The organism is Coprococcus sp. RTP21204st1_G4_RTP21204_210225 (assembly GCF_040915385.1).
GTDB classification, from domain to species: Bacteria; Bacillota; Clostridia; order Lachnospirales; family Lachnospiraceae; genus Allocoprococcus; species Allocoprococcus comes.
Window position 1 is genome coordinate 52,608 of the sequence record NZ_JBCPDP010000006.1, and the last position, 13,427, is coordinate 66,034.

Genomic DNA, 13,427 nt, shown 5'->3' on the forward strand with positions numbered 1-13,427 from the left:
AAGAAAATAAAAACTATAATTCCACTTATTATTACATTTTGTATGAATGCTGTGGTATATTGGGGAGTGCCGCTATTACGGACGGGAATCAAGACTCATAATCTTTCTGGTCCGGCGGATGAAGTGATTCCTTTTATGCCACAGTTTATTATTATTTATTTTGGGTGTTATCTTTTCTGGGTAGTGAACTATTTCATGGCATCGATGCGGGAGGAGAAGGTGAAATACCAATTTTTTACTGCGGATTTTTATGCGCGGCTGGTATGTATGCTGTGCTTTATTTTTTATCCGACCACGAATACGAGGCCGATTCTGACAGGGACGGATATCTGGATGCAGGCAGTACGGTTTTTGTATACAGTTGATAAGCCAATCAACCTGTTTCCGTCCATTCACTGCATGGCAAGCTGGTTCAGCTGTATTGCGGTCAGGAAGAACCGGAAGATTTCCAACTGGTATAAAGCTTTTTCTGTCCTGATGACGGTACTGGTCGTGATATCGACACTGGCGCTTAGGCAGCATGTATGGCAGGATGCAGCAGCAGGAATTCTTCTTGCAGAAGTAACCTGGCAGATCAGCAGACGGACAAATGGATGGCAGATTTATCGGCGTCTGACAGAAAAAATAGCAAATAAACTTGGAAACCGGATAGGAATGAGGAGAGATGGAAAATAAAAAGAAGACGATCTTCAATGTCATATTTTTGCTGGTGGTATTTACCGGTACAATGTATGGCGTATTTCATGGGGAAGATATTGGTGAGATTGTGAAGATCCTGGAACAGGTCAATGTATTATGGCTGATTCCGGGAGTGATCTGTGTTGTGGTTTTTATCTGGGGAGAATCGATCATTATCTATTATATGATGCGGACACTGAAAATCCGGCTGAAAAAATGGACATGTTTTCTGTTTTCATCGGTTGGATTCTTCTTCAGCTGTATCACACCTTCGGCATCTGGAGGACAGCCGGCACAGATTTATTATATGAAAAAAGAAAAGATACCAATACCGGTTTCGACGCTGGTGCTGATGATCGTTACGATCACTTATAAACTGGTACTGGTGGTTGTCGGATTGTGGCTGGTACTGTTCGGACAAGGATTTATCCATAAATATCTCTGGAGTATCCGGCATATCTTTTATCTGGGGACAGCTCTGAATGTTTTCTGCGTGACAGCGATGCTGGTGCTGGTGTTCCATCCGCGGCTTGCAAGAGAAATTCTGGTAAAAGGAATGGCACTGCTTGAAAAGCTGCACTTTCTACACCATAAGGAGGCGCGTATTGAAAAGCTGAATGCATCCATGGATCAGTACCGGGATACAGCAGTTTTTCTGAAGGAACACAAGCAGGTGATCGTGAATGTATTTGCGATCACCATGTTCCAGCGGTTTGCGCTGTTTACAGCTACATGGTTTGTATATAAGGCATTTGGGCTTGGAGGTGCAAAAGCAGTCGCAGTCATTACACTGCAGGCGGTCATTGCGGTATCGGTAGATATGCTTCCTCTGCCGGGAGGTATGGGAATCAGTGAAAAATTATTTGCCATGATTTTTATTCCGGTATTCGGAAAACGGCTTCTTTTGCCGGGAATGATCCTGAGCCGTGGGATTGGATATTATACAGAGCTGGGGCTGAGCGCCTTGCTTACGATCGTAGCAAATTTTACAATTGGAAGAAAGAGGGAGATAGAATGTTAGGGGTTTATGATTATACGGTAGTACTTACATATGTCAGTTTGATGGTATCAATTGGAGGAATGATGTTTGCAGTAAACGGGCATCTGCATCTGGGCGTGATGTGTCTTGCAATCTCCGGTCTTTGTGATATGTTTGATGGAAAGATTGCAAGAACAAAAAAGAACCGGACAGAAGTGGAAAAGCGTTTCGGAATCCAGATTGATTCGTTAAGCGATATTGTTTGCTTCGGAGTTGCGCCGGCTGTTCTTTGTTACTGTTTCGGAATGCGCGGTGTGATCGGTGTGGCAATCCTGATGTTTTATGTACTTGCAGGTCTGATCCGTCTTGCGTGGTTCAATGTGATGGAAGAACAGCGTCAGGAAGAAACAGCAGAGAAAAGAGAATGTTATCAGGGGCTCCCGATTACATCCATGGCAATCGCACTTCCGCTTGTGGTTGTATTAAAACCATTTTTAGGTTGTGAATTTATGCTTGCGCTTCATGTGGTCATGCTGGTGGTCGGCATTCTGTTTATCACCAATTTCAAACTGAAAAAGCCGAAAAATGTGACCATGGGTGCGATTGTAGCTGTTGTGGCAATGGCAGTGATCGCTATTCTGGTTCGGCACTATATGCGTTATATGAGCATGATGTAATGAAACCAGGTTATGAGCAGGCAGCAAAGTGAAGGGCAGAGATCTGCCTGACAGCTATATTATCAGGCATGGATAAGGCGGACAGGAGATAGAAAAATGTATTACATGGACAGAGAAGGTCATCGGATAAAAAAGACAACCAGTCAGGATAAGTTTTTAAAATTTGTGTATACCCATACAGCAACCAGAGTACTGATGCGCCCGCTTCTTTTACCGGCAGTATCCAGACTGGGAGGGAAGCTGTTGAATACAAAAGTGTCCGCTGTTTTTGCCGGATTATTTGCCAGAACCCACGGGATCGATCTGAACAAATATGAAAAACAGAAATTTGATTCCTATAATGATTTCTTTACCAGAAAAATAAAAGCTGAGGAACGCCCGGTTAACAGGGAAGGTACCGTACTGATCAGTCCATGTGACGGGAAAGTGAGTGTCTATCCAATTCACGAAAACGGACAATTCTTCATTAAACATACTCCATATACAACACACAGCCTCATTCGCGATGCAAAGCTTGCCAGACATTATATGGGAGGCTGGGCGGTAGTGATCCGTCTTACAGTAGACGATTACCATAGATACTGTTACGTGGCAGATGGAGAAAAGACCTATCAGAGAAGGATTCCGGGAATTTTTCACACTGTAAATCCGATTGCAAATGATATCTGCCCGATCTACAAAATGAACAGCAGAGAATACTGTCTTGTAAAAAATGAAAAACTCGGCACCGTCCTGATGATGGAAGTCGGTGCACTGATGGTCGGAAAGATCTGGAATTATAAAAAAGAACGCTGCCAGGTAAAACGCGGCGAAGAAAAAGGAAGATTTGAATTCGGAGGTTCAACGGTTGTGCTGCTCCTGGAACCAGATAAAGTCTTTCCAGACAGTGATCTGATCCGGAACACGTTGCAGGGAGCAGAAACCATTGTGAAGATGGGAGAACGCATAGGGGGAGTTATATAGGCTTGCTGGTTCAAAAGGGACGCGCAGCTGAATGTTTCCATCTTGCCGGACAGGCTTGAGGCATTAAGGAACTCTAAAATTTTGAAAAGATGCTAAAAGCAGGGGAAGAAATCCACAAACTCGCTGTCGCTCAGACAGTGTGGATTTCTTCCCCTAACGCATCTTCTCAAAACCTAAGATTCCCTAAAAGTCTCAAATGCCGTCAAGACGGAAACATTCAGCTGCGCTGTTCGTTTCAGAAAATTATTTAGCTGCAGCGTCCCCATTTTCACTCTACAACAACCCCTGCATCACCGGCAAAGGTGATTCCACAACGTAATCTGCCGCTTTCTTGGCGAGAGGGTGGCCGGTTGCCATGACATACGCTGTTCCCGCAGCTTTCAGCATCTCGATATCATTCTGTTGGTCCCCGAAGCAGATGCATTCCTCTTTTTTGATCCCGAATTTTTCCATTAGAACTTTCAGTGCCGTTCCTTTATTTGCATTTGGCGCAATAAAATCAATCCAGTGATCCGCAGAAGTTACAACGCGGATTTCATCCCCAATCCTTTTGTGGAAGAAGGGTTCCAGATTCTTTGTGCCACCAAAATCACAGATGGCTGCTTTGATGATCGGTTCTTTAATCGCATACAGATCCGGCACGTAGGTAACGATGTTATGCATATCATTTTCCATATAATCAATGAAACGTTCATCGGTTGAGTCGCTGTAATAAGTATCTTTTACAGAAAGGATACAGTGTCCGGTGTGATAGATCTTCCGGTATTCCATCAGGGCATCCAGAATATGCCGGATGGTTTTGGATGGAGTCAGACCGGTGGCGAGTATCTCTTCTTTATAGACGCACATGGAACCATTTTCAGCGATATATGGAATGTCGAAGCCGAGAGGAGCGAAAAGCCTGCGGATATTGGCATACTGGCGTCCGCTTGCGGCAGTGAAGATGATTCCTTTTTCATGAAGTGCTTTAATCGTATCATATATTTCTTTCGGCACAGTCTGCTGATAGTTGTGAAGCAGAGTGCCGTCCAGATCACTTGCAACTAATTTGATCATAAATTTCCTCCTGAGTCAAAATAACGATACGCCGGAAACTATGGCGCAAAACTACATTGACAGTATAGCAAAAATGAGAAGGGCAGGCAATGCAGAGCTGAAAAGAGAAAAAACAAATGCTAAAATTTGAGAAAGCGGATAAGCAGAAGGTGACGAAATGCAGCAAAGCGGAAAAGGTGTAAAACGGACACTGGGACAGAAGACAGAGGATCGACTGATGAAATATATTCTGGATAAACCGGTAAAAATAGGAGAGAGGATACCTACTGAAGGTGAACTGACAGAATTATTTGAAGTTGGACGAAGTACGGTAAGAGAGGCGGTTAAAGGGCTGGTCACAAGAGGCGTGCTGGAAGTGCGCAGAGGAGACGGAACTTATGTCATCAGTACCATTTATATGGAAAATGATGTTCTCGGGTTTGGAAACATGGAGGACCGTTATCGGTTGGCACTGGATCTGTTTGATGTACGTCTGATGATCGAACCGGAGATTGTAACCTGGGCGTGCAGAAAAGCAACGGATATGATGAGATGGATAGGATTGATGAATAACATTCGAGCCTGTGCCGATGAGATTGTATTGAATGATATTGTGTATTCCTAACTGATACCAACCGAAGAAGAACTGCTGTCAAACCGATGGCAGTTTTTCTTTTTCGGCAAGTATTCAAGAAGTCATTAAGTCGTGAGTATAATCGAAGTGGTAGAAAAGTTATCTCTTATATCGGTTGTAACTTTTTTATGAACTCTATTGACAAGAAAACTTGGTATGTGTATAATTAAAATATGCAAAGAAAACTTGGCGTGGAGGTGTTTTTATGAAAAAGGACGAAATCTTAAATGCAAGCAGAAAAGAACATCGCAATAAGGACTTGGCTGAAATGGAAGTGGTATATCAAGCCGGAAGTCACGCAAGCAGAGTTGGTGCTTTAGTGTGTTGTTTGCTTTCGCTGTTATCTTCTGTGCTTGCTCATACTATGATTTACAGTCCGTGGGTTATATACTTCAGCATTATTGCAACACAATGGTTAGTTCGTTTTATCAAAATGAAGCGAAAGAGCGATTTGGTCTTGACTGTTCTGTTTTTTGTGCTTTCCATTTTGGCATTTGTTGGATTTGTTAGCCACCTTTTAGAGGTGAGAATATGAAAGAACAATTACAACTGAAAAATCACTTAAAGGAAGTTCGCACAGAAGCAAATCTTTCTCAAGCTCAGCTTGCAGAAATGGTAGGGGTATCAAGAAATACCATTAGTTCTATTGAAACAGGACAGTTTAATCCAACTGCAAAATTGGCTCTAATTCTTTGTATTGCATTGGACAAAAAATTTGAGGAACTATTCTATTTTTAGGAGGTCATTATGGAAAATATTATAATGTTGATTTTGGGAGTGTTCATATCTGTTTTGGGAATTGTAAATATCAAAGGCAATATCAGCACAATTCACTCTTATAACAGGCGAAAAGTAAAGGAAGAAGATATACCAAAGTATGGAAAAACAGTCGGCACAGGAACGCTGATTATAGGAATATCTCTTGTATTAGGTTTTATTGTTTCGTTTTGGAGTGAAATAATTATAGATTATATCATTCTTCCAGCAGTTATTGTCGGATTAGGCTTTATATTGTATGGACAGTTCAAATACAATAAAGGAATTTTTTGAGAATCAGGGAGGTATAAAGATGGAATTGAACACAATATCAGGTCTGGCGATAGCGGGAGTTATCTGCTCCGTTGTCCTCTCGATGGGGGTACCGATTGCTTTGTTCATTGCAGGGAGGGTGAAACTTAAGGCAAGGATTTCCTCGTTCTTTATCGGAGCAGGAACCTATCTGCTGTTTGCCATGCTGTTGGAGCAGCAGCTGCATGTTCTTGTCATTCAGTTCTGCGGACTGAACGCACAGAGCAGGCCATGGCTTTACTATGTGTACGCGGCTTTGGCTGCAGCGGTTTTTGAAGAGACTGGAAGAATGATTGCCATGAAGTTCTGGATGAAGAAATGGCTGGATTTTCCAAATGCACTGATGTATGGAATCGGGCATGGCGGTGTGGAGGCCATTCTGATCGGAGGACTCTCCGGAATCAGCAATCTTGTGTCCATGCTGATGATCAACAGCGGAGCTATGCAGAATACGCTGGCGGCACTTCCTGCTGAGTCTGCAAACCAGACCGTGTCACAGCTGTCGGCCCTATGGACAACACCGGCACCACTCTTTTTTGTAAGCGGAATCGAAAGAATCAGTGCCATCATTCTGCATATCGGGTTGTCACTGCTGATCTACCGGGCGGTAAAGGCAGGCAAATGCAGGACAGCGGCTTTTACAGCGGTTCTTGCATATGGGATTCATTTTATCGTGGACTTCTTTGCCGTGGCAGGTCCGGCGCTTCTTCCCATCTATGTGATTGAAATTGGTGTCTTTGTGATGGCAGCCGGAACTCTTGTTATGGCGCTGAAGATGGGAAGGATGGAAGAACTGTGAATTCCAGTTTTCTGCTATCATAAAACAGAATATATCTGACAGAACGCACCGTAGAAATACGGTGTTTTTTGTTACCCAAAACCCATAATTCAATACATAACCACAGGTTAGTACAAATAACTTATGTGCTTTTTTGAAAGGCTTAGAAAGGGATATTAACCCCGATTTTCGCCACGAGAAATGACACAAATAAGGATTAATGTATCTTCTCTGTGGTTTTTATATTTTCGGCAGGAAAGCCTACTAATAAAAAGTCAAGTGCTTTTTGAAGAAATTTAAGAGTTGAAAAATAGGCACAAGAAATAGGCTATACAAAACGGCTAGCTTAACGGAGGTGATAATCGTTTGATATTTAAGACTCTTCGATTTGAGATTGCTCTAAGTTGCGTAAGCACTCCTTAACCTTGCCATAGTAGATTCGTAAGAATTTATTGGTACCAGCGGTCATGTAAACAAGGTATGGTTTTCCTTCAGCGCGTTTTCTATCAAGGAACTGATAGACAGGTTCGTTTACAGGCTTGGAGAAAACTTAGAGGAACTCAAGGAAAACGGATTCTATGAGAAATGCTGCTGTTAAGGCAGGAGCAAAATTCATCGTAAGTCCTGGATTCGATACTGAAATCGTAAATTACTGTCTGGAAAAAGAAATTCCGATCTTCCCGGGATGTGTGACACCATCCGAAGTGGCACAGGCAGTAAAAAGAGGACTGAAAGTAGTTAAATTCTTCCCGGCAGAACCTGCAGGTGGAGTGGCTATGATCAAAGCAATGGCAGCACCATACAATCAGCTTCGTTTTATGCCGACAGGTGGAATCGGAACACAGAATCTGAAAGATTATCTGGGATTTGACAAGATCATCTGCTGCGGCGGAAGCTGGATGGTAAAAGCAGATCTGATCAAAAACGGCGAATTCGAGAAAATCTGTAATCTGACAAAAGAAGCGAAAGAACTGGCAAAGAGCATTCGCCCTTAATGAACTGAGCCCTTTTATCAAGGGGGACACATGACCTCTGAGGAGGTACTAATCTATCCTTTATAATATACAAAAAAGAACAGAAAAGATTTTGGTATCTGAGAATCTTTTCTGTTCTTTTTGTTTTGATTAAGTAGCATTTCTGTTTTTCCTGACCTCGGTAGGTGTCATCTCGAAATGTTCAAAGAACATTCGGCGGAATAATTTATAATTTGTAAATCCATGGCGCTCCAAAATATCTTTGATGGAATCATCAGTCGAAAGAATATCCTGGTAAATATAAGAAAGTCTTAATTCGTTCTGATATTCCAGAAAGGTAATTCCCATACATTTTTTAAAGAAACGGCAAAAATAGCCGGATTGCAAATAGGCAACATTTGCAATTTCCTCAATACTGATATGTTGTTTATAGTTTTGACGGATGTAATTTAAGATCGTGTCAAGTCTTGCGCGGTCTTTATCTCTCTGTGTCTGATTTCCATGAACAACACGGATACTGAAATTATGATATAGCTGGAAAAGAATTTCAAAGAGCAGACTGTTGAAACGCAGGATAAAGCCTTCCGGACGGATATCATTTGCAATCTGCATCTGAACCAGCGTCTCTTTGAAGATATCGAGTTTTGTCCGGCGGACAGCACTTTCTTCCGGGTTTTCCAGATTGAATACCAGCTGGTCGGCATCCGGGAGATACAGAGAAAGAAAGGAGAGTGGTATCTGAAAGAGAATTGCTTTGTTCGGAGAGGTACACTTTGTAGAATGAATAATATCCGAATTGATCAGGATACACTCCCCGGCATGATACTCACGAACAGAAGATTCCATGATGACAGTCAGATTTCCTTCTAATAGATAAATGATCTCTATTGCATGATGTAAATGAGCCGGAACATAGCTTCCGGGATCAATAGAGGTTCGAAAATGGACACCCGTTGATTCTAAAGTAGAGATGACTTCATAAGAGAAGGAATGATTGTTTTCGTTGCTGTTGCTTTTCTTTTTGGGACTGAAAAGCAGATGAGGAGAATGCGTTGATGACATAAATTTTTCTTCCTTCCTGTTTTAGAAAACACTGATCTTACTAAAGCCAAGTATATCATAATTTTAGAGAAATAAAAAGAGAATATCGACCTATATTTTGCAGAGGATAAGACCTATTCACACCAGATGGGATATGATACTATAATAGCGTAAACAAAAGGATGTTCAGTGCGCAAAGAACAAAACGGATGAAAAAAATATGCTGAAAGAGGAATAGAGAGATGAATTCAAAGAACAAATTGACCTTTTCAAAGGTGGTGGAAAGATTTTCCTACGGATGTGGGGATTTTGGATGCAATATTATTTATACGGCGATGTCAGCTTTCTTACTGTTTTATTATACAGATTATGCAAAGGTAAGTGCACTGGCTGTTGGAACCATCATGATGGTGTCGAGAATTTTCGATGGTATCAGCGATATTATCATGGGTGTGATCGTGGATCGTACAAAATCAAGATTCGGTAAAGCAAGACCATGGCTTCTTCGTATGTGTATCCCATTTGCAATTTCAGGGATTTTACTTTTTTCTGTACCGACAAGTTGGGCGGCAACACCGAAATTAGTTTATGTCTTTATTACGTATAATCTGGTATCTACCGTTATTTATACAGCAATCAATGTACCATATTCTGCATTGAACGCACTGATGACACAGGATCCATATGAAAGATCGGTATTAAGTATTTTCAGAAACCTGCTGGCAACTGCAGGAACCCTGACGATCAATACATTTACGTTACCTTTAGTTGAAACATTTGGAAATAATGCTTCTGCATGGACAAAGACCTTCTGCGTATTCGGTCTGGTAGCCGTTGCAGCTTTCCTGATCAACTTCTTCGGAACAAAAGAACGTGTAAAACCGGCATCGGCAGGGGAAGACGGAAAGGTAGAAGATGTACCGTTTAAAGAAGGAATCAAAGCTTTATTTAAGAATAAATACTGGATCATGATGACCGGAATGCTTGCATTATTCTTCTTAATGTACTCTGTAAATGGTGGGGCAACCGTTTACTATGCAAAAGATATTTTAGGTGACAGAAATCTGGTGTCAACGATCAACGGAATTTTCAATGTAGTACAGATTCTTGCAATGTTCTTCATTGCAATGCTGGTAAAACGTCTTGGTAAGAGAAATGTATTTGCAATCGGTCTGGTACTTGATATTATCGGAATGCTGCTTCTGAATTTCGCGGGTGGCTCTATGGCAGGAATCGTGGTCTCCAGTGTTATCCGTGGAATCGGTAATGCGTGTGGTGGTACAACCATGTGGGCTATGGTTTCGGATACGATTGATTATGGTGAATGGAAGACGGGGTATCGTACTGAGGGACTGGTAAACAGTGCATGCAGTTTTGGATATAAGATTGGAAATGGTATTGGTTCTGCACTTCTTGGAATGATCCTGGAGATTGGCGGATATGTAGGAGACGCAGCTGTTCAGAGTGCATCCGCACTCCTTTCAATCGAAGTCTGCTTCGTATGGATTCCGATTGCTGTCTATGCATGTGGTCTTTTGATTATGAAATTCTGGAAGCTTGATAAAGAATTCCCACAGATTATTGCAGATCTGAAGGCGCGTCAGACTAAATAAGAAACAGGAAGGATAAAGGCATTTGTGCAGGCAGATGTCTTTACGAATAAACGGATAAGAGAGGTAAGATGAATGAAAGTCAAAGGAGTCAATCTTGGAAACTGGCTGGTATTAGAAAAATGGATGAGCCCGGCATTATTTGCAGGGACAACTGCAGAAGATGAATATTATCTGCCGAGACAGCTGTCAAAAGAAGTGTATGAGGCAAGAATAAAGATCCACCGCGCGGAATACATTACAGAACGTGATTTTGTGACAATCAAGTCTATGGGAATGGAAGCAGTCCGTATTCCGGTTCCGTACTTTATATTTGGAGACAGAGAACCTTTTATCGGATGTGTGGAAGAACTGGATAAGGCATTTAACTGGGCAGAAGCATACGGACTGCAGATTTTGATCGATCTGCACACGGCACCCCTTGGACAGAACGGATTTGATAACGGCGGAATCTGTGGTGTATGCAAATGGGCACAGCATCCGGAAGAAGTGGAATTTATTCTTTCTGTACTGGAACGTCTGGCAAAACGCTATGGAAACAGAAAAGGCTTATGGGGAATAGAAGTAATTAATGAACCGCTTACAGAAAATATGTGGGACAGTATGAATATGCAGGAAAGATATCCTGCGTTTGATCCTGAGATGGCAGAAGGATCTGCACCGGTAACCTTTGCATTTCTCAAAGAGTTTTACAAGGATGCATATGACAGGATTCGCGAATATATGCCGGAAGAAAAGTATGTAGTCATCCATGACGGATTTGCAATAAAGGAATGGAAGGGCTACATGCAGGAAGAAAAATATAAAAATGTAGTTCTGGACACCCATCAGTATTTGATGATGGCCGAGATGGACAATTGTGAACAGACAGTTGAAGGCTATGTAAAATATATTAAAGAGGTTTACCAAAAAGATATTCAGGAAATGGAAGAATATTTCCCGGTTATCTGCGGAGAATGGTGTCTGTTTAACTCTCTGGCATGTGGCTGGGATACAAAAGGCGGACAGTCTGTGTTAAATGGTTTGGAGGGAGACGTGGAAAGTGCAGTAAGTGCAGAAGAGAAGAAGAAAATCTATCAGGCAGTGGCTGAGGCGCAGCTTGAAGCATGGAACACAGGAAGCGGATATTTTTATTGGAGTTATAAGCTATTGACCGATACGATCAATGATAAAGGATGGATCGGTTGGGACAGCTGGGATCTTGGAAGATGTGTAGATTTTGGCTGGTTTCCGAGAGTGTAGTGGAAAAATAAAATGATAATTTAGATGTTGGGGCAAAAAATCCCGGCATTTGATCATATAGGAGGAACGATCATGATTCATAATCCGATTTTTAAAGGTTTCAATCCGGACCCGTGTATTTGCAGAAAAGGGGACGATTATTATATAGCAGTATCAACATTTGAATGGATGCCGGGAATTCCGGTCTATCATTCAAAAGATATGAAAAACTGGGAACTATATACACACGTACTGACAGATGACGAAGAAGTGGATCTTAAAAAGCTTCCGTCGGCAAAAGGAATCTGGGCACCTTGTCTGACATATTGTGAACAGGAAGATCTGTTCTATGTGGTTTATGGAGTGATGAATTCCATGAACGCGCGATATTTTGATGTGGACAACTTTGTGATTACAGCAAAGGATATTCGAGGACCATGGAGCAAGCCGGTATATCTGCATTCAGCAGGATTTGATGCCTCCATGCTTCATGACGATGATGGCAGAAAATGGGTTGTATCCCTGGAGTGGGAAACCCGTGAAGGCTATGAAAAACCGGGTGCGATTTGTATGGTAGAATATTCACCGGAGAAAAAGGAAGTGATCGGTTATCCGAAACGTATCTGGAACGGAGGAACCGACCGCGGCTGTATCGAAGCACCACATCTGACCAAGAGAAATGGATATTATTATATTATGTGTGCGGAAGGTGGAACTGGATATAATCATTGTGTAACCATGGGACGTGCAAAAAATGTATGGGGACCATACGAGGGAGATCCGACAAATCCAATCGTGACAAGTGTTCCGGGAGTATCCTACGAAAGACAGGATCCGGATCATCTGAAACCAAAGTACTATAATCCGGAGAGCGTATTACAGAAATCCGGTCACGGAAGTTATGTGGAAACGCCACTTGGAGAGGTTTATCTGGTACATCTTTGTGCCAGACCATTTGCACCGGAACTTCGTTGTACTCTCGGGCGAGAAACTGCGATCCAGAAGATGAAATGGACAGAAGAAGGATGGCTTCGCATGTATGACGATGATAATCTTGCAAAAGAATATGTAGAAGAAAGCAAGCTCCCGGAATATCCGGTACCGCAGATTCCTGATTTTGACGATTTCGACGGAGATGAACTTGGAAACTGGTATTATGCCCCAAGAATCATGCCACAGAGATTTGCAGATGTGAAGGTCCGTCCTGGGTATGTGAGAATCCGAGGACAGGAATCCAGAACCTCTCTGAATAAAGTCAGCATCCTTGCAAGAAAATTGACCAGCGTATATGCGAAAGTGACGACCAAGATGGAATTCAAGCCGGAAACCCATCAGCACAGCGCCGGACTGATCATGTATTATGACAACATGAATTACATCAATCTCCGCAAATATTACAGCCAGACACTGGGACAGAGTGCACTTTCTATTATCCACTTGGAGAATGGAACTAAGACAGAGCTGCTGAATACCAGAATCCCGGTAGCGGATGTGCCGATCTATCTGAGATTGAATATTGATGGAAGAAAATCATGGTTCGAGTGGAGCTATGACGGAGAACAGTATGTGAAGATCGGTGGACCATTTGACACAACGAAATTCTCAGATGAATACTGCAAATACGGAGAATTTACAGGAACATTTGTGGGAATGACCTGTGCAGACAGAGTGTTACATAAACAATATGCAGACTTTGATTTCTTTGAGTATGTTGCGGATGAGGAGAAGGGGATGCCAAGATAAGTGATGAGATAGAAATATAAGTGTGT

The 13,427-nt window shown here is 42.1% G+C and carries 14 protein-coding genes and 2 pseudogenes; 13 read left to right on the top strand and 3 right to left on the bottom strand.

The annotated features are described in order from the left end of the window. Positions 1 to 42 precede the first annotated feature (42 nt). The 4 genes from AB5213_RS07315 (at position 43) to AB5213_RS07330 (ending at position 3,297) form a co-directional block, all read left to right on the top strand. Positions 43 to 675 (top strand): phosphatase PAP2 family protein, encoded by a 633-nt coding sequence (locus AB5213_RS07315; protein WP_368276561.1) that lies wholly within the window; start codon positions 43 to 45, stop codon positions 673 to 675. Next, positions 665 to 1,699 carry a lysylphosphatidylglycerol synthase transmembrane domain-containing protein gene (locus AB5213_RS07320; protein ID WP_195367888.1) on the top strand — a complete coding sequence of 345 codons (1,035 nt, stop codon included), beginning with the start codon at positions 665 to 667 and terminating at the stop codon, positions 1,697 to 1,699. Before AB5213_RS07315 ends, AB5213_RS07320 begins: the two co-directional genes overlap by 11 nt. Next, entirely contained in the window at positions 1,693 to 2,334 is a 642-nt protein-coding gene (locus tag AB5213_RS07325) for a phosphatidylcholine/phosphatidylserine synthase (protein ID WP_055157765.1), read from the top strand. Before AB5213_RS07320 ends, AB5213_RS07325 begins: the two co-directional genes overlap by 7 nt. Positions 2,335 to 2,430: 96 nt before the next feature. Further along, the gene (locus AB5213_RS07330) at positions 2,431 to 3,297 is read left to right on the top strand and encodes a phosphatidylserine decarboxylase (protein ID WP_347006672.1); all 867 of its coding nucleotides are present in this window, start codon (positions 2,431 to 2,433) and stop codon (positions 3,295 to 3,297) included. A 273-nt stretch (positions 3,298 to 3,570) separates the two neighbouring features. Here AB5213_RS07330 and AB5213_RS07335 read toward each other — a convergent pair whose 3' ends face one another. After that, positions 3,571 to 4,353, bottom strand: coding sequence for an HAD family hydrolase (locus AB5213_RS07335; protein WP_008372640.1), 783 nt, complete (start codon positions 4,351 to 4,353; stop codon positions 3,571 to 3,573). A gap of 157 nt (positions 4,354 to 4,510) precedes the next feature. Between AB5213_RS07335 and AB5213_RS07340 the strand changes: the two genes are divergently transcribed. The 5 genes from AB5213_RS07340 (at position 4,511) to AB5213_RS07360 (ending at position 6,833) form a co-directional block, all read left to right on the top strand. Then, positions 4,511 to 4,957: a GntR family transcriptional regulator gene (locus AB5213_RS07340; RefSeq protein WP_008372643.1), complete on the top strand. Its 447-nt coding sequence runs from the start codon at positions 4,511 to 4,513 to the stop codon at positions 4,955 to 4,957. A gap of 214 nt (positions 4,958 to 5,171) precedes the next feature. After that, positions 5,172 to 5,501: a DUF6442 family protein gene (locus tag AB5213_RS07345; protein ID WP_005608366.1), complete on the top strand. Its 330-nt coding sequence runs from the start codon at positions 5,172 to 5,174 to the stop codon at positions 5,499 to 5,501. Further along, positions 5,498 to 5,704: a helix-turn-helix transcriptional regulator gene (locus AB5213_RS07350; protein ID WP_003865061.1), complete on the top strand. Its 207-nt coding sequence runs from the start codon at positions 5,498 to 5,500 to the stop codon at positions 5,702 to 5,704. Before AB5213_RS07345 ends, AB5213_RS07350 begins: the two co-directional genes overlap by 4 nt. Before the next feature lie 9 nt (positions 5,705 to 5,713). Next, entirely contained in the window at positions 5,714 to 6,016 is a 303-nt protein-coding gene (locus tag AB5213_RS07355; protein ID WP_008372645.1) for a hypothetical protein, read from the top strand. 19 nt (positions 6,017 to 6,035) lie between these two features. Then, complete coding sequence (locus tag AB5213_RS07360; protein WP_347006673.1) at positions 6,036 to 6,833, top strand: YhfC family glutamic-type intramembrane protease; 798 nt, start codon at positions 6,036 to 6,038, stop codon at positions 6,831 to 6,833. A 352-nt stretch (positions 6,834 to 7,185) separates the two neighbouring features. Here AB5213_RS07360 and AB5213_RS07365 read toward each other — a convergent pair. Further along, positions 7,186 to 7,350: pseudogene (locus AB5213_RS07365) on the bottom strand (IS110 family transposase); the annotation flags it as partial. 46 nt (positions 7,351 to 7,396) lie between these two features. Here AB5213_RS07365 and eda point away from each other — a divergent pair. Beyond that, positions 7,397 to 7,807: pseudogene (gene eda / locus AB5213_RS07370) on the top strand (bifunctional 4-hydroxy-2-oxoglutarate aldolase/2-dehydro-3-deoxy-phosphogluconate aldolase); the annotation flags it as partial. Between the two features lie 129 nt (positions 7,808 to 7,936). Here the strand turns inward: eda and AB5213_RS07375 are convergent. Next, on the bottom strand, positions 7,937 to 8,848 hold the full coding sequence (locus AB5213_RS07375; RefSeq protein ID WP_008372649.1) for an AraC family transcriptional regulator: 912 nt from the start codon (positions 8,846 to 8,848) through the stop codon (positions 7,937 to 7,939). A 221-nt stretch (positions 8,849 to 9,069) separates the two neighbouring features. On the opposite strand from AB5213_RS07375, the gene AB5213_RS07380 reads away from it, so the two are divergent. From AB5213_RS07380 to AB5213_RS07390, 3 genes are all read left to right on the top strand, one after another. Further along, positions 9,070 to 10,440, top strand: coding sequence for an MFS transporter (locus tag AB5213_RS07380; RefSeq protein WP_347006674.1), 1,371 nt, complete (start codon positions 9,070 to 9,072; stop codon positions 10,438 to 10,440). A 72-nt stretch (positions 10,441 to 10,512) separates the two neighbouring features. Continuing rightward, on the top strand, positions 10,513 to 11,679 hold the full coding sequence (locus AB5213_RS07385; protein ID WP_055249474.1) for a glycoside hydrolase family 5 protein: 1,167 nt from the start codon (positions 10,513 to 10,515) through the stop codon (positions 11,677 to 11,679). A 72-nt stretch (positions 11,680 to 11,751) separates the two neighbouring features. Then, on the top strand, positions 11,752 to 13,401 hold the full coding sequence (locus AB5213_RS07390) for a glycoside hydrolase family 43 protein (protein WP_055249476.1): 1,650 nt from the start codon (positions 11,752 to 11,754) through the stop codon (positions 13,399 to 13,401). Positions 13,402 to 13,427 lie beyond the last annotated feature (26 nt).

Excerpts from the sequence above, each read along its gene's own strand:
- AB5213_RS07340 (WP_008372643.1), top strand. The coding sequence starts at position 4,511 with ATGCAGCAAAGCGGAAAAGGTGTAAAACGGACACTGGGACAGAAGACA.
- AB5213_RS07350 (WP_003865061.1), top strand. The coding sequence starts at position 5,498 with ATGAAAGAACAATTACAACTGAAAAATCACTTAAAGGAAGTTCGCACA.
- AB5213_RS07335 (WP_008372640.1), bottom strand. The coding sequence starts at position 4,353 with ATGATCAAATTAGTTGCAAGTGATCTGGACGGCACTCTGCTTCACAAC.
- AB5213_RS07375 (WP_008372649.1), bottom strand. The coding sequence starts at position 8,848 with ATGTCATCAACGCATTCTCCTCATCTGCTTTTCAGTCCCAAAAAGAAA.
- AB5213_RS07385 (WP_055249474.1), top strand. The coding sequence starts at position 10,513 with ATGAAAGTCAAAGGAGTCAATCTTGGAAACTGGCTGGTATTAGAAAAA.
- AB5213_RS07325 (WP_055157765.1), top strand. The coding sequence starts at position 1,693 with ATGTTAGGGGTTTATGATTATACGGTAGTACTTACATATGTCAGTTTG.
- AB5213_RS07360 (WP_347006673.1), top strand. The coding sequence starts at position 6,036 with ATGGAATTGAACACAATATCAGGTCTGGCGATAGCGGGAGTTATCTGC.
- AB5213_RS07320 (WP_195367888.1), top strand. The coding sequence starts at position 665 with ATGGAAAATAAAAAGAAGACGATCTTCAATGTCATATTTTTGCTGGTG.
- AB5213_RS07355 (WP_008372645.1), top strand. The coding sequence starts at position 5,714 with ATGGAAAATATTATAATGTTGATTTTGGGAGTGTTCATATCTGTTTTG.
- AB5213_RS07345 (WP_005608366.1), top strand. The coding sequence starts at position 5,172 with ATGAAAAAGGACGAAATCTTAAATGCAAGCAGAAAAGAACATCGCAAT.
- AB5213_RS07390 (WP_055249476.1), top strand. The coding sequence starts at position 11,752 with ATGATTCATAATCCGATTTTTAAAGGTTTCAATCCGGACCCGTGTATT.
- AB5213_RS07315 (WP_368276561.1), top strand. The coding sequence starts at position 43 with ATGAATGCTGTGGTATATTGGGGAGTGCCGCTATTACGGACGGGAATC.
- AB5213_RS07330 (WP_347006672.1), top strand. The coding sequence starts at position 2,431 with ATGTATTACATGGACAGAGAAGGTCATCGGATAAAAAAGACAACCAGT.
- AB5213_RS07380 (WP_347006674.1), top strand. The coding sequence starts at position 9,070 with ATGAATTCAAAGAACAAATTGACCTTTTCAAAGGTGGTGGAAAGATTT.